This is a genomic window from Terrimonas rubra (assembly GCF_042686025.1).
Classification (GTDB): domain Bacteria; phylum Bacteroidota; class Bacteroidia; order Chitinophagales; family Chitinophagaceae; genus Terrimonas; species Terrimonas rubra.
This window is the reverse complement of the sequence record NZ_JBHUOZ010000001.1, coordinates 1,527,217-1,550,459: the sequence shown is the minus strand read 5'-3', so window position 1 is coordinate 1,550,459 and position 23,243 is coordinate 1,527,217. Positions and strand designations below refer to the sequence as shown.

The window sequence follows — 23,243 nt, the reverse complement described above, 5'->3', positions numbered from 1 at the left end:
AACGAAGATGCCATGAAAAACCACAGCTGGTAACACAAAAAAAGATACCGCTATAATACAGCGTAACATGAAAGCCATTGTTGATTGTAATAATTTTTATTGCTCCTGTGAAAGGTTGTTTCAACCGCACCTGGACCTTGAGCCTGTTGTTGTATTAAGCAATAACGACGGCTGTATTGTATCACGCAGTGATGAGGCAAAGCTCCTGGGCATACCCATGGCCGAACCTTATTTTATGGCCAAACCTATCATCAATAAACACAAAGTAGCGGTGTTTTCTTCCAATTATCATTTATATGGCGACCTCAGCTGGCGGGTGATGGAAACCCTGCGCCAACTGGTAGGCGCCCGTAATGTGGAAGTGTACTCGGTGGACGAATGTTTTGTGGAACTGGGCCATGTACCGGCACATGAACTGAGGGAAATGGCTCTTTACCTGCGGCACACTATTGAACAGTGGACGGGTATAAAAGTATCGATTGGTGTGGCCCCCACCAAAGTATTGTGTAAGATGGCCAATAACTGGGCTAAAAAAAACAAACAAAAAACAAATTGTGTAGTGGTGCTGGATACCCCGGAAAGGATACAGCATGTTTTACACCGTACCCCGGTGAAGGATATATGGGGTGTGGGCAGGCAATACGCCAAAAAACTGGTGGATACCTGGGGGATATATGATGCTTTTCAGCTGAGCCGGATGAGTGAAGCTTTTGCCCATAAACAGTTAGGAGGGGTGGTAGGTGTACGGCTGATAAAAGAACTGAACGCCATACCGGCCAAGGACCTGGAAGAGGAGCTGGTGAATAAAAGAATGATCGCTACCACCCGTATGTTTGGCACGCCTGTAAGCACTATCAGCGATATTAAGGAAGCCATTGCCACTTATACTTCGCGGGCAGCTGAGAAGTTACGCCGCCAGTATTGTGCCGCCAAAGGGCTGAGTATTTTTGTGGTGACCAAGGACCAGAGCCACCAGCAAAACTTCCGGCAAACAGGCACCATCAGTAAACATATTATGTTACCCACGGCCACATCGGCCACCAACGAGTTAATTAAACCGGCCGTACAGCTGGTAGATGACCTGTTTGAACAGGGCCAGGTATATAAAAAAGCCGGGGTAATGCTGAGCCATATTGTACCCGATAGTTCCATACAGGGTAATTTGTTTGTGACCGAACATAAAAACGGGGAACGTAAGCTGATGGATATGATTGATAATATTAATTTCAGCCAGCGCGACGATATATTAAAATTTGCGAGCAGTGGCACTACCCGCGACTGGAAGATGCGCCAGGAGCACCGGAGCCCGCGGTATACCACCCGCTGGGAGGAGTTATTTGAGATCAGTTAATCACACCAGCCATCGTAAACTTACGATACCCGGATGAGCAGTTATAAATAATGCCGATTTTTTAGTATCTATGCAATAGTTTGGCACTATTCTCGTTCTGCTAATACAACCAACTCTTCCTAAGAAATTACCCTAAATTTTATTGTACACTTTTAAACTTAGTTATGAAGAAGTTTTTTCTTTTGGCCACCCTTGTTGGTTCACTGGTGGTTATGTTCTCGTCCTGTGCTGCTACCAAGCGTGACTGCCAGGGAGTAAAACATACCCGTTTAAAAAATGGCATTTACCTGTAATTATATTACACCAATAATTTCCATTCGTATTGATCCCGGTTAATAAGCCGGGATTTGTTATTTTAGCGAAAATCTGCATATGTTACGTCCTGCTTTTTTGTTATTGTTTATCCTGTGTTTTTCTGTTATTGCCATGGCACAAACCCCGTCCTTCCCCCAATCCTGGGAGGGGCAATGGAAGGGTATATTAAGCTGGTATAAAACAGGAGCAGATACTGCCCGGCAGGTGAATATGGAGTTACATATTTTACCGGGCGACAGCGCCAATACCTGGAGCTGGAAGATCATTTACCAGGCCCCGCAAACCGATCAGCGTCCCTATACCTTAAAACTGAAAGATGCCGCTAAGAAACACTGGGTTATTGATGAGCACAACGGCATTATACTGGACCAGTTTTTTGTGGCCGATAAACTGTGCGGCAGCTTTTCTGTTGGCAGCAGTATTATTAATAATTGTTATCAGTTAAAGGGCGATAGTCTTGTGGTAGAGTTTTATACCATGGGCTTACAGCCACTCAATACCACCGGCAAGGGTACGGAGGATTCGCCGGCAGTGAATAATTATGCGGTGTATGCTTATCAGCAAGCAGTATTATACAGGAAGTAGTTTTATCATAAAAAATAGGTACTCAGGGGTAATCATTAAAAAGTTTGAGCGGCTAGACAACCGCTCATTCCCATTGCTATTTACTAGTCTAAGGCTCTTGAATCCATAGCAACTTATTTCAATATCATTTTATCCCCTGTATTCAATAGATGAGTTTGTTTAGTTTTCCTGTAGTTCGAAGCTATGTTAAACCGCCCGCAATTACTTTTCAATAAGTTGCTCTTTTTGTCTCATTTTTGGCTTTTTGAGAAAATAGTTACAGTAATAGCCGCCTGTATTAAAAAGGCTTTGCCAACCACATGTTTTACACCGTCATTCTGGCTGCTTAGTAGTACTTTTGCAAAAATTTTTGGAATGAAAAGGACTATCCTTGTCTGTCTCTTAGCCATCATGGCGTTTGCGTTTAATGCCTGTAGTCCCAATAATGTAAAGAAGGACGATACCCTTAAAAAATATTTTGATGAGTATAATGTGGACGGATGTTTCGGGATCATGAATAACGGCACCGGTGAGTTTACCGTATATAATTTATCCCGCTACCGCGACAGTACCTTTTTGCCGGCTTCCACTTTTAAAATTGTCAACTCCCTTATAGGCCTGCAAACCGGGGTTATCAGCAGCGATAGCATGGTTATTCCCTGGAACGGCGTTCCCAGCTGGAATGAAGAATGGAATAAGGACCTGAATATGTACCAGGCTTTCAGGGCATCATCCCTGCCCTATTACCAGGAAGTAGCCCGCCGTATTGGCCCGGAGCGTATGCAGGCCTGGTTAGATTCCTTACATTATGGTGCCGGGAAAAAAGATACCCTGTTCAAGATCAAATCGCCCATTGATTCTTTCTGGCTGGATAATACCCTGAAAGTTACGCCTGACGAACAACTGGGCCTTGTAAAAAAACTATATTTCAACCAGCTGCCTTTCTTTAACCTGTACCAGGAAAAAGTAAAGAATGCCATGTTATTTGAAAACAATGCCAATTACCGCCTGGCCTATAAAACCGGCTGGGGCTTTCCCGGTGAAAACCGCAGCATGGGCTGGGTAGTGGGCTGGATCGAAGAAAATAAACATCCTTACTTTTTTGTCTTAAATATCGAGTCGAAGGATAAGGATTTTAAAATGCACCAGAACCGGATGAAGATCTTAAACAATATATTAAAACACCTGGGCTTTTTTGAAGGGAATATGTAATCCTTACCAGGTAACTGATTACCTAAAAGAGAGCGGCCGGGAGGTCGCTTTCTTTTTTCGGTGCAATAATTGTATATTGTTTGCCAATATATTATCACTGTTTATTTAAGTTATTATCATTGGGATTCCAGTTTCAATACCAGCAATTTATCTGGCTTTTCGGCGGCATCATTTTGTTGCTGCTCCTTTTTACAGGATTACAGCGTTGGAAAAAACGCAGCATCAGGGCTATGGGTGAACCCGGCCTGGTGCGCTCCCTTATGTATAATTTTTCCAGGTCGCGGTACCTGTTAAAGTTTATACTGGTACTGCTGGCATTCGGAATTGGTGTACTGGCCGTTATGAATTTACGCAAACCCGGTGGCCCTGACGGCGTTAACCGTAAAGGCATTGATATCATTTTTGCCCTGGATGTAAGTAAAAGCATGCTGGCCTCCGACCTTGCTCCTTCGCGGCTGGAAAGGGCCAAACAGCTTATTTACCGTTTAATGAAAGAGATGCCCAATGACCGTATCGGGTTGATCCTTTTTGCGGGAAAAGCTTACCTGCAGATGCCCCTTACACATGACCATGGCTCGGCCCAGATGTTTGTAGCATCTGCTAATCCTAATGCGGTGGCTGCCCAGGGTACGGTAATAGGTGATGCTTTAAAACTATCCTATGAAGCTTTTGAAGCTTCGGAAACAAGGTATAAAGCTGTTATCCTTTTATCTGATGGAGAAGATCATGACCCCTCGGCCTTAACCCAGGCCACGGACCTTGCTACCCATGGCTTGATGGTGAACACCGTGGGCATTGGCTCGGCACAGGGCGCCCATATCACCGATGCAGCAACCGGCGATATTAAAAAAGACGAAATGGGCAACCCGGTCATTACCAAACTCAACGAAAAAGAATTATCCGATATAGCCCGTGTTACCAATGGCATTTATGTTCAATTGCAAAGCAGCGAACAGGCGGCCAAACAAATTCAGGCACAATTGGCCCAGATTGAACAAAAGGTAACCGGCGATATTTCACTGATGAGCTTTCAAACCTATTTCTGGTGGTTTGCCGGGGCCATGTTGTTGTTATTGATCGTTGAACTTTTTATACCTGAAACAAAAAAAAGAGCATGAGGCGGTTAAGCACCATATTATCAGGATTGATCATAACCGGTAGCTGTTTAGCACAAACCACCGGCACACAGGATATAAAAGACGGTAACCAGCTTTACCAGAGCCAGGAATATGCAAAGGCCGAAGAAATGTACACGAAAGTACCGGCAACCGATAAACACGCCCAGGTAGCTTTATACAATAAGGCCAATGCCCTCTACAAACAAAAAAAAGGGGATGAAGCCCTGCAATTGTATAACCAGCTTATTGCCGATAACAGTATTAAAAAAGAGTTGCTGGCCAAAATATATTATAACAAAGGGGTGATCTTTTCTGCCGGCCAAAAACTACCTGAAAGTATTGAAGCCTACAAACAGGCTTTAAGGCTTAACCCCGACGATACAGAGGCCCGGGAGAACCTGCAAAAAGCATTACTGGAGCTAAAAGCAAAACAACCTCCCCCGGAAAAGAAAAAGGAAGAAAACAAGAAACAGCAAAAGGAACAACAAACGCCGCAACCATCCAAGTTAAAGCAAAAACAGGCCCAGCAGCAACTGGAACTCCTGCGTCAAAAAGAAAAACAGATCCAGGAGCGTTTACAGAACCAGAAGTCAAAAGAAGGGACTGGCGGGGTGCAGAAGGATTGGTAGGGAGAGAGGGATTTAAGATTTAAGATTTCAAATTTCAGATTTGGGATTTTAGCATTATAAATTATGATATGAGCGGTGAGTGATGAATGCGATTACTGAAAGTTCAGGAGGTTTGGAAAGCCCGGAAAGAAGATAAGACAATGTGTGTTTTCTTCGTATTGTTCTTTGTCAGTTGCTCATTGTCAATTGTCCGTTGTCAATTTTCAATTGCCTACTCCCTTTTCCTGCATTCGTTCCCGTTTATTACCTTTGTTATTGCTTAAAAAACGGCAAACGGCCTTAATTTGTTAATCGGGCTATCCACAATATCATGCAATTATATACTACATCACTTACACAATATAAACGCCTGGCAACCAGAGAAGTAAAAGTTGGTGACCTGTTACTGGGCAATTTTCACCCTATCCGGTTACAAACCATGACCACCAAGGATACCATGGACACTATGGGTACGGTGGAGGAAAGCATCCGTTCTATTGAGGCAGGTGCCGAACTGATACGCATTACTGCCCCTTCTAAAAAGGAGGCGGAAAACCTGCTGGTGATCAAAAATGAATTGCGTAAACGCGGTTATAACACCCCCATTGTTGCCGATATACATTTTACCCCGAATGCGGCTGAGATTGCGGCCCGTATTATTGAAAAAGTGAGGGTGAACCCCGGTAATTATGTTGACAAAAAGAAGTTTGAATTAATTGATTATACCGATGCCGATTACGCAGAGGAAATTGAAAGGATACAGGAACGTTTTACCCCGCTGGTAAAAATATGCAAAGAGTATGGCACGGCCATGCGTATTGGTACCAATCATGGTTCGCTGAGCGACCGTATCATGAGCCGCTATGGCGATACCCCGATGGGAATGGTGGAGAGCGCCATGGAATTCCTGCGTATTGCCCGTTACGAGAACTACCACAATATTGTACTGAGCATGAAAGCCAGTAACCCGCAGGTAATGGTACAGGCTTACCGTTTGCTGGTAAAGACCATGCAGGAGGAGTTTAACGAATGTTACCCGCTGCATTTAGGTGTTACCGAAGCCGGTGATGGCGAAGACGGCCGTTTAAAATCGGCGGTTGGCATTGGTACCTTATTAGAGGATGGCATTGGTGATACCGTTCGTGTTTCGCTGACCGAAGACCCGGAGTTTGAAATACCCGTTTGCCGCGACCTGGTAAAACGCTATGAGGGTCAGCCGGATCATACTGTTTATACCACCGGTACAGTTCCCGGTTTCCCCACCAGCAAACCTACTTATAACCCGCTGGCTTATAAACGCCGTGAGACCTTTGCCGTGGATAATATGGGAGCGAAACATGTGCCTGTAGTGATAGCTGATTTCAGCAAACAAAACAGTATTACCCCGGAACATTTACGCACCATTGGTTATACCTATAATGAAGCACTGGATAAATGGAGCATCAGCGATGCAGCAGCGGATTATATTTTTACCGGCAACCAGCTCATTGATTTTGCTTTACCCGGCACTTTAAAAGTGATCACTTATCCTGATACCTGGTTACAGGCAACAGATAAAACCAAGTATTTTCCCATTTTCCAGGATAGCGGTTATGTTACTGCTGCGCAAAAAAGCAACCTGGTCAATTTTGTCATGATCGATTGTTTCAACGATGAAACCGACCTGAATGATTTTACCCATCTTGACAGTTTAGCCAATGACCCCACCGTTGTATTATGCCTGAGCAGTACCAATAAAAATGCCATGCAATCGGTACGCCGCATGCTGGTAGAACTGCAAAGCCGGGATATAAAGAACCCCGTAATATTAATTACTGACAGCAATTGGAATACGCCGGATGAACACCTGATACATTATGGTACAGAAACCGGAGCCTTGCTGTTAGATGGCTTTGGTGACGGAATATGCCTGGGCATGTCGGCCACAGCATATACCAATGCCTCTGTTAATTCATCGGGGCGTAACTACAGCAGTAATCAATCGGTAGAGCAGTTTATCAACAATACGGCTTTCAGTATTTTACAGGCCACACGTACCCGCATTTCAAAAACGGAATATATCAGCTGCCCCAGTTGCGGCCGTACCTTGTTTGACCTGCAGGAAACTACGGCAAAGATCCGTTCGGTGACCAATCACCTAAAAGGTGTTAAAATCGCCATCATGGGTTGTATTGTAAATGGCCCCGGTGAAATGGCCGATGCTGATTTTGGTTATGTGGGCAGCGGGCCGGGAAAAATAACCCTTTACAAGGGCAAAGAGGTAGTGAAACGGAACGTGAACAGTGAAGTGGCCGTAGAAGAGTTAATAAACCTGTTAAAAGAAAATGACGCCTGGGTAGATGTGGCCGCTGAAACAGTTTAAGCCAGTATATTTACATAGTAATTGAATTTTTCTGCTTGCCTTGTCATGCCATAACCTTTATGGTTACTAACATGTAGGCTTGTTACCCACAAGCAACTGTTATGAAAAGATTTTACTTTGTGTGCCTGTTCTTTATGGTATTGGCCATACACCTTGTTGGTATTGTTATACACAACGAGTTGGTTACCGTTATTACCAAGCCATTATTGATACCCTGTGTAACGGCGTTTTTTATCAGTGCTTCTTTATTCACGCCATCCCCTTTAAAACGTTATATTATTACGGCTTTATTCTTTTCCTGGATAGGTGATGTATTGCTGCTGTTCCAGGCCGGCCAGCCGACCTTTTTTATCGGCGGGCTGATCGCTTTTTTAATAGCGCATATTTTTTACATTATTTTCTTCTACCGTATCTGGATAACGCAACAACTGAAAATAAAGCCGGTACTCTTATTACTGGTCGTTATTTTTTATGCCGGCCTGATCAGTTTCCTGTTACCACATTTAAACGCAATGCTGATACCCGTGCTGGTATATGGTTTTGTTATCAGCACCATGCTTTGGTTTGCTCTGCATATGTATCTCCTGCGATACAAAGTGGCTGCCGCTCATTTTATATCGGGGGCCATGCTATTTGTTATTTCCGATTCGGTACTGGCCATTAACAAATTTTACCAACCCTTTTCCGCCGCTTCCTTTATTATCATGTTAACTTATGCCCTGGCACAATGGCAATTGATCCGTGGAGCGGTGGTGTATATTGGCGAAACGGCTGTTACTCCTAAAAAACAATAAACACTTGCCGGCATTGCAGCTTTATTCTGTCCCTGGAAACCTGTAATACTCCCTGCGGATTTCCTGATCACCGTAATGAATCTGTTATTGCTACAAAACTAACCGCCCGGCCTGTTACTTATCCCCGGTATTTCCGGATATTTGCAGTTAAACATTGCCGCAATGAACTATCAGCGGAATAATTGTGTTTTTTATAAATAACGTACATGGAAAGAAAAACTGATTTCCTGGTGATCGGCTCCGGTATTGCCGGATTGACCTATGCCCTGAAGGTGGCACAATATTACCCTGCTAAACAGGTACTGGTCATTACCAAGGCGAACGCCGACGAAACCAATACCAAGTATGCACAAGGGGGCGTAGCAGTTGTAAACGACCTGGAGAATGATAGTTTTGAAAAACATATAGATGATACCTTAATAGCCGGCGATGGCCTTTGTAATAAAAAAGTAGTAGAAATTGTTGTAAAAGAAGGACCGGACCGTGTACAGGAATTGATAGACTGGGGCGCCAGGTTTGATAAAGAGAAAGACGGCGATTATAAACTGGGCAAAGAAGGCGGGCATTCCGAATTCAGGATCATACACCATAAGGATATTACCGGCTGGGAAATGGAAAGGGCATTACTCGAAGCGGTACAGGCCCAGCCCAATATTGAAATTGTTAAACATTGTTTTGTTATTGATATTATCACCCAGCACCACCTGGGTTACCTGGTGACAAAATCAACGCCGGATATTACAGCTTACGGGGTATATGTATTAAACCTGGTGACCAATCGCATTGAAAAAATATTATCACACCATACCTTACTGGCTACCGGGGGTAACGGCCAGGCTTATCGCACCACTACCAACCCGGCTATTGCCACCGGCGATGGTGTAGCCATGGTATACCGGGCCAAGGGAAAGATAGAGAACATGGAGTTTATCCAGTTTCACCCTACTGCCCTGTATGAAGCAGGTTTACGCGGCCAGGCCTTTTTAATTACTGAAGCGGTACGGGGCGACGGCGGTATTTTACGTAATAAGGATGGTGAGGCTTTTATGGAACGGTATGATGAACGTAAGGACCTTGCCCCAAGGGATATTGTTGCCCGAGCCATTGACAGTGAAATGAAACGTACGGGTACCGAACATGTATGGCTTGATTGCCGTCATTTTGATGTGGCCAAGTTTATAGATCACTTTCCCAATATCTACGAAAAATGTAAAAGCGTAGGTATTGATATTGCACACCAGATGATACCGGTAGCACCGGCTGCTCACTATAGCTGTGGTGGTATAAAAGTAGATGAATGGGGACATAGCTCTATACAAAACCTGTCGGCCTGCGGCGAATGCAGCAGTACCGGTTTACATGGCGCTAACCGTTTAGCCAGTAACTCGTTGCTGGAAGCCATGGTATTTGCACACCGTTGTTACCTGGATATTATCGGTCGCCCGGCGGTTGAAGAATCGGCTGTATGGCCCGGCGATGCTATACCGGCCTGGGATGCCAAAGGCACTACTGACCCCAAAGAAATGATCTTAATTACCCAGAGCCTGAAGGAATTGCAACAGGTAATGAGCGATTATGTAGGTATTGTGCGTAACGATATCCGTTTAAAACGTGCCATGAAAAGGCTGGACCTGTTATGGGAAGAAACGGAACAGTTATACCAAAGCAGTTCCGTATCGCCCCAGTTGTTAGAACTGCGTAATTTAATTACCGTCGGTTACCTGATCGTAAAAGGCGCTGCTTTCCGCAAAGAAAGCAGGGGCTTACATTTTAACACAGACTACCCGGAGAAAAACGAACTGGTGCAGAACATTGTTTTATAAGTTTATTCTTTAAATTTTCAGGTTACATGTATTACATCTATTATGGTTTATTCTGGTTAATATCCATCTTGCCTTTACGGGTACTTTATATTATAGCTGACGGTTTATTTTTATTGGGTTATTATGTAATTGGCTACCGGAAGGATGTTATTTTTAAAAACCTGAACATTGCCTTTCCTGAAAAAACAGATGCCGAAAAAAAACGTATCGCCAAACAGTTTTATAAAAACCTGATCGATTATTTTATTGAAACGATCAAACTACTCTCGGCCTCCGATAAATTTATATTGCGCCATATGCAGGGCAACTGGGAAATGGTTAACGCGTATAAACAAACCGGTAAAAGTGTACAGGTACACCTGGGTCATAACTTTAACTGGGAATGGGCCAATGTAGCAGCCGGTAAAAATCTTGATTATACTTTTTTAGGTGTGTATATGCCTATTAAAAATAAAGCGCTGGATAAATTGTTCCGTAAGATCCGCTCCCGCGCAGGCACCATATTATTAAGTGCCCATGATATGAAAAGAGATTTTCTCCCTTACCGTAACCAGCAATACCTGCTGGGGCTGGTGGCGGACCAAAACCCATGGCCGGTTTCTAAGGGCCTTTGGTTTAACTTTTTCAACCGCAAAACCCCCTTTACCCTTAGCCCGGCAAAAAATGCGATAGCCAATGATACCATTGTATTTTTCGCTTTTATTCATAAAATAAAACGCGGCTATTATAAAGTGGTTTTTGAACTGGCAGAGGAACACCCGGCCGGAAGCACGGAAGTGGAGCTCACCAGGAAATTTGCGCACTATATTGAAAAGGTAGTACGCGAATACCCGGATATGTGGTTATGGAGCCACCGGCGCTGGAAGCATGAGTTTAAAGATGAGTATGCAGATAAATATTTCGGCTGATACAAAACGTAAGAAGGAGTGACAATGTCACCCCTTCTTATATTCCATGTTAATTATTTCATCTTAATTAAGCACACTGGCTTCTTTCACGATCTGTGCCTTAGGCTGATCTTTGATCACGCCCCAGCCGCCTACCACATTGCGCAGGTTATGCAGGCCCTGGCGTTTCAACAGGGAGGAGGCGATCACACTTCTGTACCCGCCTGCACAATGAACATAGAGGTTATCCGTTTCATTGATATTGGCGATTAAAGCCGTATCCTTTAAATCGGCCAGCGGAAGATTTACAGCATCTTTTAAATGCCCTTCTACAAATTCGTTAGGTTTTCTTACATCCACCACTACCAGGTTACTGTCAAAAGGTATATCCATCATCAGTTCGTCCGGCTCAATATCAATGATCATTTCAATGTTTTCACCGGCTGCAGCCCATGCCTCAAAACCACCTTGCAGGTAACCTTTTACCTTATCAAAACCTACACGTGCCAGGCGCACGATCGTTTCTTTCTCCTGGCCTGCGGCGGTTACCAGTATCATATCTTGGTCAAACGGTAACAGGCTACCTGCCCACTCGGCAAAACGGCCTTCCAGCCCGATGAAAATACTACCCGGTACAAAACCCTGGGTAAATACATTTGCACGGCGGGTATCTAAAATAATGGCGCCTTTCTGTGACAGGTTTTTAAAATCAGCAACAGGTAGTGCTGTCATTCCCTGTTCAATTACCGCATCAATATTAGCATACCCTTCTTTATTGATCTTTGCATTTACCGGGAAATAATCAGGAGGCGGTGGTATGCCATCGGTCACCACTTTTACAAACTCCTCTTTATCCTTTGCCTTTAAAGCATAGTTGCTTTGTTTTTCGGTACCGATAGTGCTGTAGGTATTCGGACCCAGGTTTTTACCACAGGCGCTGCCGGGTCCGTGCGCAGGATAAACTATAATATCGTCCGCCAGGGGAACGATCTTATTTTGTAAACTGTCATACATCATACCCGCCAGGTCGGCAGTGGTTACAGTACCTTGTTGTGCAAGGTCGGGACGGCCCACATCACCAACGAAAAGTGTATCGCCGGTAAAGATGCAATGATCCTTACCTGTTTCATCTTTTAATAAATAACAGGATGATTCCATCGTATGCCCCGGTGTATGCAATACCCTGATCTGCAGTTTACCCAGGTTAAATACTTCATTGTCCTTGGCTGCATGAAAAGTAAAACCTGCCTCCGTATTAGGACCATAGATAATATCAGCCCCTGTGGCTTTGGCCAGGTCAATATGTCCGCTGACAAAGTCAGCATGAAAATGGGTTTCAAAAATATATTTGATGGTGGCTTTACGCTCATTTGCCAGCTGCAAATACTCATCAATATCACGCAAGGGATCTATAATAGCCGCTTCGCCCTCACTTTCAATATAGTAAGCTGCTTCGCTAAGGCAATTGGTATATAGTTGTTTGATAAACATAATGCTCAAAATTTATATTATGTGTTTGTAACCGGCTACAAATATACAACAGGATTGCCCGTAAACCGCGGCAAACCTGCCCTGAGCCCTGATTGCCCGCCAGGGTTCAGGCCGGTATGGAACAAACATTTATACTTTTGGTAACTTTTACGCTAACAACCTGTTATTCAGGCATTAGTTCAGGTGAAGCGTATTTGTTTGTTCCTGTACAATAAATGGAATGCCGGATAACAGTTTTGCTGCTACCGGTCATCCGTCTATCAAACCTTACTATAGGATTGTAACCGTTAAACTACTTTAACAAAATTTCGATACATTGGTTTAATTCATGCATACGTTCTTTATTAACCGCATAATGAATATACTTGCCATCACGATTGGTAACGACAAAGCCGGCCTTACGTAAAACGGCCAGGTGCTGAGAGGCAACAGATTGTTCCAGTCTTAATTTAACGTAGATATCGGTAACAGTAATGTTAGCCGTTTCGTCAATAAGTTTCAGGATCTGTTGACGTAGTTTGTGGTTGATAGCACGATAAATGAGGGCAGCTTTTTTAACGCTGAGCAAATCAACTTCAATAGGTGTTTTTTGGTCCCCGTTAGGGCTGAATGTTAGCAAATAGTTGCTCATGGTACTTTTCATTAAGTTTGATGGTCAAATAATTAGATTTTGTTTAGATTAATAGGATAGATGGAAAAAAGATGGCCCTACGTTCCGGACGTACTGTAGTATTCTTTAACATAGTATGGCTCAGCGTATGCCAGACCGGTGAATGATCCATTTTGATACATCCGGTTGGCAAAGGCACAAATATCGGTAACTGTATAGTTATTTTCCAAAAAAACTGCATGGGGGTGTTTTATCACAGAACTCACCTTGGCATTGGAGTTGCCGGCAAATACTATATACTGCTGATCCAGTATATCGGCAAAACTATCTGCAGTAATGATCTTCGCTTCCGGCTCAATAATAGCTTCCCCCGCCTTATTATAAAGAGCCATAAATACTTCCATTCTCCGGGCATCAATCATGGCGCAAACCAGGTCGGTTGCCTGTGGCTGCGCTGCCTGCGCAATCAGTTCCAGGGTATTTATGGTGATCAGCGGAATCTGCAAAGCGTAACATAAACCCTTGGCAGTAGCCAGGCCAATACGTAAGCCGGTATAGGAACCCGGCCCTGCCACTACTGCTATGGCACTCAGGGATGCAGTGGTGTAACCATTTTCCTGCAACAGGTTCTGAATAGCAGTATGTATCCATGTTGCCTGGTCACGCATATCCTGGTTTTCTTTCACCGCGATCAATGTTTCCCCGGCTGCCAGGCTTACAGTTGCCTTACCCAGGGCTGTATCTATATGTAATAGTAAACTCATTCGTTTATTTCTTGAACTAATAAAGGTGCTACCGTATAACGGGATTTTTCGCGTGCCAGCAGTTTTAATAAACCGGCCAGTTCTTCTTTCCCGATTTTACCCGCCCATTCAAAAGGACCATAAGGATAGTTTGTTCCCATTTTCATGGCCGTATCAATGGCTTCTTTTGTACTTAATTCTTCTGCAAGACTTAAGTAAGCTTCATTAATAATAGTTGCCACTACACGGGCGCTGATAAAACCAACCACATCAGCAGTAAATGATACTTTTTTATTAAACCGCTGAAATACCTGCTCTACCTGTATCCGGAGCGGAGCCGTTGTTGCCGCTTCTACTAAATTACGTTGTAAAAAACCGGGCCAGGAGTTGATACGGGCAAAATTACCCGGCAGCTGCGGCAAAGTTACCAATGGTGCGTGAACGATCACCAGTCCCGCCTGCAATGCATGCAATCGTTTGATTTCTTCTTCACTGCCCGTAAACAACAAATCGATCACTACCGCTGCATGGGGCTGTACCTCGCTTACAGATGCTGCAAACTGTACACCGGTTAATGCCTGTTCCCCGGTAACCTGTTGTAACAGCTCCTGCTTTAATGCAGGATTGGTAATGACCGTAATTTGCATGCGTTATTTTTTGCAAAGAAAATGCATAAAGGTATATTCGCCTGAAAGAAATTAACGAAATATGGCAAAACAGGTCATTAATACTCCCGATGCACCGGCTCCGATTGGTCCTTATAACCAGGCAATACTGGTAAATGATACCTTGTATATTTCCGGTCAAATTTGCATTGACCCTATTGGCGGCAGCCTCAATAATGCTGATTTACAGGCCGAAACACACCAGTGCATGAAAAACCTGAAAGCCATATTAACAGCGGCCGGTATGGATTTTTCCAACGTGATCAAAAGCACCATCTTTATCACGGATATGCATCGCTTTGCTGAGATTAACGAGGTGTACGGCAGTTATTTCACCGGTGATTACCCTGCCCGTGAAACCGTACAGGTGGCAGCTTTACCCAAGTTTGTGAATGTAGAGATCAGTATGCTGGCCGTAAAATAAAAACGGTTGAACAAAGACCGGCAGTTTTATCATAGGATGTGATTACCGGCCGGGTTTGTACAGGTATTATGACCACCAATAATGGTTTTATGAGGCCTGCCGGTTATTGGTCATAATGAGATATTTTATACATGAACGGTAAATTAGCGGAGTTATAGCTGCAGCATACCTGACCACCAAGAGGTATTGCGGTTATAGCTTTAGTTTTCACTTTTATAATCCCGGTTTTGTCCTTTATACAACGCATATTACGTCGTATTTTATTTAAACCCGTAACCTGGGCCAGTAACCGTTTTTCATCAAAGCCGGATAAGGAAAGAATTTTTAAAGCCTTAAATACGCTGCATGAAGCTATCATCAGCGGCAATGATAAAAAGGGTCTTGTGATACCCTTCCGGGCGGATACCGACCGGTTCATTATTTTTTCCGATCAGCATAAGGGTGCCCGTAACGGCGCCGATGACTTTGCCCCGGCAGAAAGGAATTACCTGGACGCCCTGGCCTATTATAAAACAGCGCAATATTTTTTTATTAACCTGGGTGATAGCGAGGAGCTTTGGGAAAACTCGCTGGGACAAGTAAAAAAACACAATGCGGCCACTTTTGCAGCCGAGAGAGAATTCATTACTGTTGAGCGGCATGTAAAAATATTCGGCAACCACGACCTATTATGGGCAAACGACCCTTTGGCCGGTTATTACTTAAAGAATATGTTTGGCTACAAAGTGCCAATACACGAAGGCGTTATACTCACCACTATTGTTAATGATACGCCCTTACAGATACTCTGTACCCATGGCCACCAGGGCGATCTGCAAAGTGATGGCAACTGGTTCAGTAAGTTTTTTGTAGCCCGTATCTGGGCGCCTTTACAAAGTTACCTGGACATTAACCCTAACTCCCCTGCCTTTTACGATGAAGTAAAAAGCCTGCATAACAGCATCATGTACCAATGGAGTGCCGAACATAAAGATACCATGCTTATCACCGGTCATACCCATCAACCCGTATTTGCATCCCTTACCCACCTGGAAAGGCTGTATAAACAGCTACAATATGCACAAAAAAACAACCTGCAGGAGAAGGTAACGGAGCTTGAGGCTGAAATAAAAAGACGGGAAAGGGAATATAAAACCCTGTCTGTTGATTACCTCACCATGAGGCCCGGTTACTTTAATACGGGCTGTTGCTGTTACAGTGACGGGGATATTACCGGTATTGAGATCAGTGATGGCTGGTTAAGGCTGATAAAATGGAAGAAGGAAGATAATAGTACCCGGCGAATTGTTTTAGAGGAAATGTCGCTGACACAACTGGCCGAAGAGAATAAACAACCTTTGACCGAAACAAAATAAAAAGGGAAGCTTTACCAGCTTCCCTTTTTTATATAATTGCCGTATAAAATTATGCTTGTTTTACAAATTGTAACTCAGCGTGGATTTTTACATCTTCACTTACCAGTACACCACCAGTTTCCAGTGCGGCATTCCAGCTTAAGCCAAAGTCGTTACGGTTGATCTTACCATTTAAAGAGAAACCTGCTTTTTCATTACCCCAGGGATCTTTGGCAGTACCGTCAAAGCTTACATTCAGGGTAACTGTTTTAGTGATATCACGAATGGTCAATTCACCGGTGATCTTTTCGTCAGCTGCGTTAAATGATTTGCTGGTAAAAGAAATAGCCGGGTATTTTTCTACATCAAAGAAGTCACCACTTTTCAGGTGGGTATCTCTCTGGTCGTTGTTGGTAGAGATAGCACTCAGGTCGGCCGAAAAAGTTACGGATGCCGCTGTAAAGTTATCACCATCACTTTCTACCTCGCCGCTGATAGCTGGTAAAGTACCGGTTACATTGGTGATCATCAGGTGTTTAACCTTAAACTGTAATTCACTGTGCGTGGGATCTAAAACCCATTTTGTTGTTGCCATAATATTATTTTTTGCTGTTTGTTTTTTGATATTTTGATATTGCAAAAATAGTATGGCAAACAGGAGGCCAACAATGACCTATCGCAAGAAAAACAGTTGATGTAGGTCAAGGAAAAAAACGGGTATAAACTGTTGTATTATGGGAATAATCCTTCGGCTACAGCAACGGTTTCGGGTTTACCCACATCCACCCATTTACCACCGCTATGATCAAACCCTGCAATTAAATGCCCTTTGGCTAAACCCAGGTAAGCATCTACCAGGGAGAACTTGCCCTGTAAACGCAGGAAATTAAAGAAATCATAATTAAAAATACTGATGCCACTAAAGGCCTTATTATTCCCTCCTATGGTGGGTATGGACATACGCTCTTCGCCTGTTTGCAGGTTACGCCAGCCTGTTAAACGGTTGTAATCATCAAATACAAAACAACGGCTGGTTTTCCGGTCGCTAACCGCCAGGCTGATCAATGATTGATTTTTCCGGTGGAAGTTATAAAAAGCGGCAATATCCAGGTCAGTAAGTATATCTACATTGAGGGTTAAAAAACTTTCGCCCGGCGTAAATAAATGTTTTGCCTTTAATAAACCACCGCCTGTTTCCAGTACCAGATCCTGCTCATCGCTGATAATAAATTCACTGCCCCAGCCCTTATTTTCTGTTAATGCATCAATGATCTGTTGTGCAAAGTGATGCACATTCACCACTACCCTGTTTATACCAAACTGCTGCAGGTATTCAATATTACGTTGTAACAAGGATTTACCATTCACAATGGCCAGCGCTTTAGGATGCCTGTCTGTCCAGGGTTTGAACCTGGTGCCCAGTCCCGCGCAAAATATCATGGCTGTTTGTAGAGACATGCTTTGATGAAGAATTAGGAATTATAAATGATGAATTATGAATTACCTGCTATGAACTATTAACTATGAACCATGAACTAATTAACCCATTGCTTTTCGTCCTGTACACAATGTTTCAGGTCGATCTTTACCTTGAATTTATTTCGCAGGTGACGGGCCATGGCATCGGCAGCATATACACTGCGGTGTTGACCGCCGGTGCAGCCAAACGATACCATCAGGCTTGCAAAGCCACGTTGAATATATTGTTCCACGGTCATGTCCACAATATCAAATACACTGTTTAAAAAATCGGGCATTTTTGTCTGCTGCTCCAGGTAATCTATCACTTCCTTATCACGGCCGGTCTTTGATTTCATACTTTCAATTCGACCAGGGTTTAAAATGCCCCGGCAATCGAACATAAAGCCACCGCCGTTATCGGTATCATCTTTGGGTAGTTCTTTTTTATAGGAGAAGCTGCAGATCTTCACTACCAGTGGTGTTGATTCATTGGCCTGTGTAGGGGTGAACTGGGCGATCACTTCATCGGCCACACAGATGTCCAGTACTTTTTTAAATTCAGGTACCGAGATACCCAGGTGCTGGTTTTCGAAAAATTCGCGCAGGTTTCTTAATGCCTGCGGAATACTGGTTAAGAACTGGGCCTTACGCTCGAACAGGCCCCTGAAGCCATAAGCGCCCAATACCTGTAATAAACGAATGAGTACATAACCATTGTACTGGTTTTTAAACAGGTTACGGTCCAAAGGCTCCTGCAATAATGCCTCAAAGCTATTCATATAATCTTCCAGCAGCTGGTCTTTCCATGCTGCAGGCAGGTTGGCCCGGGCCTGCCATAACATGGAAGCCACATCGTATTGCGGCGCTCCTTTCATGCCGCCCTGGTAATCGATAAAGTGCACATTATCATCCTCACTCACCATAATATTCCGGCTTTGAAAATCGCGGAACATAAAGTATTTGTATTCGGTGCGGGTCAGGTAAGTGCTCAGTGCTTCAAAATCATCTATCAGTTTTTGCTTGTCGTAAGGCTTACGCAACGCATCTAAAAAATAATATTTAAAGTAGAGCAGGTCGGCCATAATGGCCTGTTTGCCGAATTCGGTATTGGTCAGGCAACGTTTATAATCCAGTCCCTTATCTCCCTGCACCTGCAGGTTGGCCAGTGCCGTTAAACTTTTTTTGAACAGGTTGTACACTGCATCACAGAAGCCTTCCTTCTCCAGGCGGTTGAGTAAGGATATATCACCAAAATCTTCCTGTATATAGATTTCACCGTTTTGGCTGAACGCATATATTTCCGGTACGGTCAGTCCCTTGCTTTTAAAATGGTCGGTAAAGTATTTGAACGTATCATTTTCTTTGATGTTGGCACCATAGGTACCGATATAACTTTTTCCAGGGCCGTATAACCTGAAATACCGGCGTTCGCTGCCCGATTGCGGCAATACATCCAGCGACAGGGGCATCTCGCCTTTCCACGAAAAATACAGCTGTTTAACGGCTTCAATCATTTCTTGCATGTTGCAAATATAAGTAGCCTCCCGCAACCTTTTCCCGCTACGGGTTAAACTGTTTTATGTTTAAAAAGTAGCCTTGTATTTTGTTTACAAACATCACCAATATCACCGGTCCGGTATTTTGCTTTGGTTTGTGATACCAGAACCATGACCAGCCTCCCCCAATATTTTTCCCAGCTCTGGATTAAACTATTTGTTCTTTAAAAAGTATTTTAACAGCCGATGCATGCACTGCAGCACAAGTGTGCGACGCAAGGAACGATGCCCGTTGTTACTGCAGCCGGGGCCATAAAAAACATTACCGGCAAACAACACTAACACTCATTAGTTTTTTGACTAAATTTGTAGCTTAACCAGATTGTTTAGTACATGTATAAAGTAAGGATTGTTACTGCCGCTTCCCTGTTTGACGGGCATGATGCCGCTATTAATATTATGCGCCGCATTATGCAGAGCAAGGGGGCCGAGATCATTCACCTGGGCCATAACCGCAGCGTGCACGAAATTGTGGAATGCGCTATTGAGGAGGACGCACACGGCATTGCCATTACCAGCTACCAGGGCGGGCATGTGGAGTTTTTTAAGTACATGAGGGACCTGCTGACCCAGAACGGCTGCGGGCATATAAAAATATTTGGGGGCGGCGGCGGAACCATCCTGCCACAGGAAATTGACGAACTGCACCATTATGGCATTACCAAGATCTATAGTCCCGATGACGGCCGTAAAATGGGCCTGGAAGGCATGATACAGGATGTGATTGATGCCTGTACGCCACCGGCGTTTACCACGCCGGATAAAGCTGCAAAACACACTTACTGGAGCGCCCCTGCGCAATGGGGTAATGAACTGCCGCTGGGCGAGGCCAAAGATGTAAGAAAACTGGCCCGGGCCATTAGCCTGAGCGAATTAGGACTGGGTGATAAAAATAATATTACGGTTACCGGTACAGCACCCGTACTGGGTATTACCGGCACGGGCGGCGCCGGTAAATCATCAGTAACCGATGAGTTTGTAAGGCGTTACCTGCACAGCTTTACGGATAAGACCATTGCTGTTATTTCCGTAGATCCATCCAAGAAAAAAACCGGGGGTGCCCTGCTGGGCGACCGGATACGCATGAATGCCATCTCACATAGCCGTGCCTATATGCGCAGTATGGCCACCCGTGACGATAACACGGCTTTAAGCGGTTATGTACAGGAAGCCATTAATATTTGTAAGAACGCAGGTTATGACCTGGTGATATTGGAAAGTGCAGGTGTGGGGCAAAGCGATGCGTCGATACTGGATCATTGCGACGTGAGCATGTATGTAATGACACCGGAGTATGGTGCCGCATCGCAGCTGGAAAAAATTAATATGCTGGACTATGCCGATGTAGTATGCATTAATAAGTTTGATAAAGCCGGTGCACTGGATGCGTATAACGATGTATGCAAACAGTATAAACGCAATCACCAGTTATTTACCGCAAAGAATGAGGATATACCGGTAATTGGCACTATTGCCGCACAGTTTAATGATGCGGGGGTGAATAGCCTGTTTGCCCGGTTGATACAGGTGATTAAAGAAAAAACAGGTACTGAGTTTGGTGCGGCCATAGCCGAGCATAACGATAAGGAAACCACCAAAAGCCTGGTAATACCGGCAAAGCGGGTGCGCTATTTATCGGAAATTACCGATGCCGTGCGTGGTTATAACAAATGGGCAACAGAACAAAGTGACATTGCTACAAAATTGTACCAGCTGCAGGGCACCATCGATATGATAAGCTGATGCTACACGCACCGGCACATTGAATCATCAACATACAGTTCAAAAATATTAAACCTTTTTTTACAGGGGTTTTGCGGAGATCAAACTTATGTCATTAGAAACTTTAAAAAATAAACAACAGGAATTGGAGGGTAAGCTGGAGCCGGCTGTAAAAAAGCTATTGGAACAGTGGAAGGACTTGCAGGAGAAATATAATAAGGATGTTTTTGAATACCAGGTAAGGGATAAAGTAATTAAACAGGAATTAACCACTACCTCCCTGAGTGGTACCAAAATAAAAAAAGTGGTATTACCCCGTTATAAAGACTGGGGCGATATTTTACAATGGATGCTGCAGGAAAATGTACCCGGAGAATTTCCTTATACCTCCGGCGTGTTTGAATTAAAAAGGCAAGGGGAAGACCCCACCCGGATGTTTGCCGGCGAAGGCGGACCTGAACGCACCAATAAACGTTTTCATTATGTGAGTAATGAACAGCCGGCCAAACGTTTATCCACCGCCTTTGACAGCGTAACCTTATATGGCGAAGATCCGGATCATCGCCCGGATATTTATGGCAAGATCGGCAACAGCGGTGTAAGCATTGCCACGGTTGATGATGCCAAAAAGTTATACAGCGGCTTTGACCTCTGCGACCCAAAAACATCGGTATCCATGACCATTAACGGCCCGGCACCCATGCTGCTGGCTTTTTTCATGAATGCGGCCATTGACCAGCAATGCGAAAAATGGATCACGGCAAATGGTAAAGAAGACCTGGTAAAAGCCGCTTTTGAAAAAAAATATGCCCACTTACCCAAACCCGCTTACTATAACCCCTCCTCGCCGGAGAGGTTACCGGAAGGAAATAACGGATTAGGATTGACGTTATTGGGCCTGAGTGGTGATGAAGTATTACCGGCCGATGTATATAACGAAATAAAAGCATCGGCGCTGGCCCAGGTAAGAGGTACGGTACAGGCCGATATTTTAAAGGAGGACCAGGCACAGAATACCTGTATCTTCTCCACCGAGTTTGCCCTGAAATTAATGGGCGATGTACAGGAGTATTTTATTGAACAGAAAGTACGTAACTTTTATAGTGTCAGTATCAGCGGTTATCATATTGCCGAAGCGGGCGCCAATCCTATTACCCAGCTGGCGCTTACCCTGGCCAACGGCTTTACCTATGTTGAGTATTATTTACACAGGGGTATGCATATAGATGATTTTGCTCCCAACCTTTCTTTCTTCTTCAGCAATGGCATGGACCCTGAGTACAGTGTGATCGGCCGTGTGGCCCGCCGCATCTGGGCCAAAGCCATGAAGTATAAGTACAATGGCAATGACAGGTCGCAAAAATTAAAATACCATATTCAAACCAGTGGCCGCAGCCTGCACGCCCAGGAAATTGATTTTAACGATATACGCACCACCCTGCAGGCATTGTATGCGATATACGATAACTGTAATTCTTTACACACCAATGCTTACGACGAGGCTATTACCACACCAACCGAAGAGAGCGTACGCCGGGCAATGGCCATACAACTGATCATTAACCGCGAATTTGGTGCGGCCAAAACGGAGAACTTTATGCAGGGCAGTTTTGCCATGGAAGAACTGACCGACCTGGTAGAGGAAGCCGTGTTAACCGAGTTTGACCGTATTAACGAACGCGGCGGTGTATTGGGCGCCATGGAAAGAATGTACCAGCGTAATAAGATACAGGAAGAAAGCCTGCATTATGAAATGCTGAAACATACCGGCGAATACCCCATTGTAGGGGTGAATACCTTCCTGAATAAAAAAGGCAGTCCTACTATCATTCCCACTGAAGTGATCCGCAGCACCAAAGAAGAAAAAGAACAACAGATAGATAACCTGCATGCTTTTTATAAACGTAACGAAACAAAAAGCAAACAGGCCCTGGAAGATTTAAAAAAGGTAGCCGTACAAAACGGTAACCTGTTTACGCAGTTAATGGAAACCGTAAAATATTGTTCATTGGGTCAGATAACCCATGCATTGTATGAAGTAGGCGGACAATACAGGCGAAATATGTAAGCAGGGGCTGTCAGCTGTAGTACTACTATTCATCAGTATACCCGGCTGTACGCTATAACCCTTCACCTTGTTACGGGTTGCCGCTTCCATCCGGCAGCCCGTTATCTTTATACCCCTGTTCAACAACGAGGTTCC

General features: G+C 44.2%; 19 protein-coding genes and 1 pseudogene. 13 read left to right on the top strand and 7 right to left on the bottom strand.

Annotation, left to right across the window (positions count from 1 at the left end; all coding sequences use genetic code 11):
* Window positions 1-67: 67 nt before the first annotated feature.
* From ACFS6H_RS06550 to ACFS6H_RS06505, 10 genes are all read left to right on the top strand, one after another.
* Window positions 68-1,351: a Y-family DNA polymerase gene (locus tag ACFS6H_RS06550; RefSeq protein ID WP_386096482.1), complete on the top strand. Its 1,284-nt coding sequence runs from the start codon at window positions 68-70 to the stop codon at window positions 1,349-1,351.
* Window positions 1,352-1,515: 164 nt separating this feature from the next.
* Window positions 1,516-1,644 carry a hypothetical protein gene (locus tag ACFS6H_RS06545; RefSeq protein ID WP_386096480.1) on the top strand — a complete coding sequence of 43 codons (129 nt, stop codon included), beginning with the start codon at window positions 1,516-1,518 and terminating at the stop codon, window positions 1,642-1,644.
* 79 nt (window positions 1,645-1,723) lie between these two features.
* Window positions 1,724-2,251, top strand: coding sequence for a hypothetical protein (locus ACFS6H_RS06540; protein WP_386096478.1), 528 nt, complete (start codon window positions 1,724-1,726; stop codon window positions 2,249-2,251).
* 354 nt (window positions 2,252-2,605) lie between these two features.
* Complete coding sequence (locus ACFS6H_RS06535) at window positions 2,606-3,442, top strand: penicillin-binding transpeptidase domain-containing protein (protein WP_386096476.1); 837 nt, start codon at window positions 2,606-2,608, stop codon at window positions 3,440-3,442.
* Window positions 3,443-3,561: 119 nt separating this feature from the next.
* Window positions 3,562-4,560: a VWA domain-containing protein gene (locus ACFS6H_RS06530; protein ID WP_386096474.1), complete on the top strand. Its 999-nt coding sequence runs from the start codon at window positions 3,562-3,564 to the stop codon at window positions 4,558-4,560.
* Window positions 4,557-5,189, top strand: coding sequence for a tetratricopeptide repeat protein (locus ACFS6H_RS06525; protein WP_386096472.1), 633 nt, complete (start codon window positions 4,557-4,559; stop codon window positions 5,187-5,189). Before ACFS6H_RS06530 ends, ACFS6H_RS06525 begins: the two co-directional genes overlap by 4 nt.
* 310 nt (window positions 5,190-5,499) lie before the next feature.
* Complete coding sequence (gene ispG / locus ACFS6H_RS06520) at window positions 5,500-7,530, top strand: (E)-4-hydroxy-3-methylbut-2-enyl-diphosphate synthase (protein WP_386096470.1); 2,031 nt, start codon at window positions 5,500-5,502, stop codon at window positions 7,528-7,530.
* A gap of 101 nt (window positions 7,531-7,631) precedes the next feature.
* Window positions 7,632-8,324, top strand: coding sequence for a lysoplasmalogenase (locus ACFS6H_RS06515; protein WP_386096468.1), 693 nt, complete (start codon window positions 7,632-7,634; stop codon window positions 8,322-8,324).
* Between the two features lie 206 nt (window positions 8,325-8,530).
* Window positions 8,531-10,147: an L-aspartate oxidase gene (gene nadB / locus ACFS6H_RS06510; RefSeq protein ID WP_386096466.1), complete on the top strand. Its 1,617-nt coding sequence runs from the start codon at window positions 8,531-8,533 to the stop codon at window positions 10,145-10,147.
* Window positions 10,148-10,173: 26 nt separating this feature from the next.
* Window positions 10,174-11,055, top strand: coding sequence for a lysophospholipid acyltransferase family protein (locus tag ACFS6H_RS06505; RefSeq protein ID WP_386096464.1), 882 nt, complete (start codon window positions 10,174-10,176; stop codon window positions 11,053-11,055).
* Window positions 11,056-11,118: 63 nt separating this feature from the next.
* On the opposite strand, the gene ACFS6H_RS06500 is transcribed toward ACFS6H_RS06505, so the two are convergent.
* The 4 genes from ACFS6H_RS06500 to ACFS6H_RS06485 all read right to left on the bottom strand — a co-directional run bounded on the left by ACFS6H_RS06500 (window position 11,119) and on the right by ACFS6H_RS06485 (window position 14,525).
* Complete coding sequence (locus ACFS6H_RS06500; RefSeq protein WP_386096462.1) at window positions 11,119-12,525, bottom strand: MBL fold metallo-hydrolase; 1,407 nt, start codon at window positions 12,523-12,525, stop codon at window positions 11,119-11,121.
* A gap of 292 nt (window positions 12,526-12,817) precedes the next feature.
* Window positions 12,818-13,156 carry an ArsR/SmtB family transcription factor gene (locus ACFS6H_RS06495; RefSeq protein ID WP_386096460.1) on the bottom strand — a complete coding sequence of 113 codons (339 nt, stop codon included), beginning with the start codon at window positions 13,154-13,156 and terminating at the stop codon, window positions 12,818-12,820.
* A 77-nt stretch (window positions 13,157-13,233) separates the two neighbouring features.
* Window positions 13,234-13,899: a tRNA (adenosine(37)-N6)-threonylcarbamoyltransferase complex dimerization subunit type 1 TsaB gene (gene tsaB / locus ACFS6H_RS06490; protein WP_386096458.1), complete on the bottom strand. Its 666-nt coding sequence runs from the start codon at window positions 13,897-13,899 to the stop codon at window positions 13,234-13,236.
* Window positions 13,896-14,525, bottom strand: coding sequence for a 3-hydroxyacyl-CoA dehydrogenase family protein (locus ACFS6H_RS06485; protein ID WP_386096456.1), 630 nt, complete (start codon window positions 14,523-14,525; stop codon window positions 13,896-13,898). The genes tsaB and ACFS6H_RS06485 overlap by 4 nt, the downstream gene beginning before the upstream one ends.
* Window positions 14,526-14,586: 61 nt before the next feature.
* Here ACFS6H_RS06485 and ACFS6H_RS06480 point away from each other — a divergent pair, with 61 nt between their 5' ends.
* Together ACFS6H_RS06480 and ACFS6H_RS06475 are read left to right on the top strand one after the other, a co-directional pair.
* On the top strand, window positions 14,587-14,967 hold the full coding sequence (locus ACFS6H_RS06480; RefSeq protein ID WP_386096454.1) for a RidA family protein: 381 nt from the start codon (window positions 14,587-14,589) through the stop codon (window positions 14,965-14,967).
* A gap of 227 nt (window positions 14,968-15,194) precedes the next feature.
* Window positions 15,195-16,322, top strand: a complete 1,128-nt coding sequence (locus ACFS6H_RS06475; RefSeq protein ID WP_386096452.1) for a metallophosphoesterase — start codon at window positions 15,195-15,197, stop codon at window positions 16,320-16,322.
* A 49-nt stretch (window positions 16,323-16,371) separates the two neighbouring features.
* Here the strand turns inward: ACFS6H_RS06475 and ACFS6H_RS06470 are convergent, their stop codons facing one another.
* From ACFS6H_RS06470 to ACFS6H_RS06460, 3 genes are all read right to left on the bottom strand, one after another.
* The gene (locus ACFS6H_RS06470; RefSeq protein WP_386096450.1) at window positions 16,372-16,896 is read right to left on the bottom strand and encodes a YceI family protein; all 525 of its coding nucleotides are present in this window, start codon (window positions 16,894-16,896) and stop codon (window positions 16,372-16,374) included.
* Between the two features lie 137 nt (window positions 16,897-17,033).
* Window positions 17,034-17,759, bottom strand: coding sequence for a nucleotidyltransferase family protein (locus tag ACFS6H_RS06465; protein ID WP_386096448.1), 726 nt, complete (start codon window positions 17,757-17,759; stop codon window positions 17,034-17,036).
* 77 nt (window positions 17,760-17,836) lie between these two features.
* Window positions 17,837-19,285, bottom strand: a complete 1,449-nt coding sequence (locus tag ACFS6H_RS06460) for a RapZ C-terminal domain-containing protein (RefSeq protein WP_386096446.1) — start codon at window positions 19,283-19,285, stop codon at window positions 17,837-17,839.
* A 366-nt stretch (window positions 19,286-19,651) separates the two neighbouring features.
* On the opposite strand from ACFS6H_RS06460, the pseudogene ACFS6H_RS06455 reads away from it, so the two are divergent.
* Window positions 19,652-23,108 (top strand): annotated as a pseudogene (locus ACFS6H_RS06455) (methylmalonyl-CoA mutase family protein).
* Window positions 23,109-23,243: the final 135 nt, after the last annotated feature.

Excerpts from the sequence above, each read along its gene's own strand:
- nadB (WP_386096466.1), top strand. The coding sequence starts at position 8,531 with ATGGAAAGAAAAACTGATTTCCTGGTGATCGGCTCCGGTATTGCCGGA.
- ACFS6H_RS06480 (WP_386096454.1), top strand. The coding sequence starts at position 14,587 with ATGGCAAAACAGGTCATTAATACTCCCGATGCACCGGCTCCGATTGGT.
- ACFS6H_RS06535 (WP_386096476.1), top strand. The coding sequence starts at position 2,606 with ATGAAAAGGACTATCCTTGTCTGTCTCTTAGCCATCATGGCGTTTGCG.
- ACFS6H_RS06545 (WP_386096480.1), top strand. The coding sequence starts at position 1,516 with ATGAAGAAGTTTTTTCTTTTGGCCACCCTTGTTGGTTCACTGGTGGTT.
- ACFS6H_RS06495 (WP_386096460.1), bottom strand. The coding sequence starts at position 13,156 with ATGAGCAACTATTTGCTAACATTCAGCCCTAACGGGGACCAAAAAACA.
- ACFS6H_RS06465 (WP_386096448.1), bottom strand. The coding sequence starts at position 17,759 with ATGTCTCTACAAACAGCCATGATATTTTGCGCGGGACTGGGCACCAGG.
- ACFS6H_RS06540 (WP_386096478.1), top strand. The coding sequence starts at position 1,724 with ATGTTACGTCCTGCTTTTTTGTTATTGTTTATCCTGTGTTTTTCTGTT.
- ACFS6H_RS06525 (WP_386096472.1), top strand. The coding sequence starts at position 4,557 with ATGAGGCGGTTAAGCACCATATTATCAGGATTGATCATAACCGGTAGC.
- ACFS6H_RS06485 (WP_386096456.1), bottom strand. The coding sequence starts at position 14,525 with ATGCAAATTACGGTCATTACCAATCCTGCATTAAAGCAGGAGCTGTTA.
- tsaB (WP_386096458.1), bottom strand. The coding sequence starts at position 13,899 with ATGAGTTTACTATTACATATAGATACAGCCCTGGGTAAGGCAACTGTA.
- ACFS6H_RS06460 (WP_386096446.1), bottom strand. The coding sequence starts at position 19,285 with ATGCAAGAAATGATTGAAGCCGTTAAACAGCTGTATTTTTCGTGGAAA.
- ACFS6H_RS06500 (WP_386096462.1), bottom strand. The coding sequence starts at position 12,525 with ATGTTTATCAAACAACTATATACCAATTGCCTTAGCGAAGCAGCTTAC.
- ispG (WP_386096470.1), top strand. The coding sequence starts at position 5,500 with ATGCAATTATATACTACATCACTTACACAATATAAACGCCTGGCAACC.
- ACFS6H_RS06550 (WP_386096482.1), top strand. The coding sequence starts at position 68 with ATGAAAGCCATTGTTGATTGTAATAATTTTTATTGCTCCTGTGAAAGG.
- ACFS6H_RS06505 (WP_386096464.1), top strand. The coding sequence starts at position 10,174 with ATGTATTACATCTATTATGGTTTATTCTGGTTAATATCCATCTTGCCT.
- ACFS6H_RS06470 (WP_386096450.1), bottom strand. The coding sequence starts at position 16,896 with ATGGCAACAACAAAATGGGTTTTAGATCCCACGCACAGTGAATTACAG.
- ACFS6H_RS06515 (WP_386096468.1), top strand. The coding sequence starts at position 7,632 with ATGAAAAGATTTTACTTTGTGTGCCTGTTCTTTATGGTATTGGCCATA.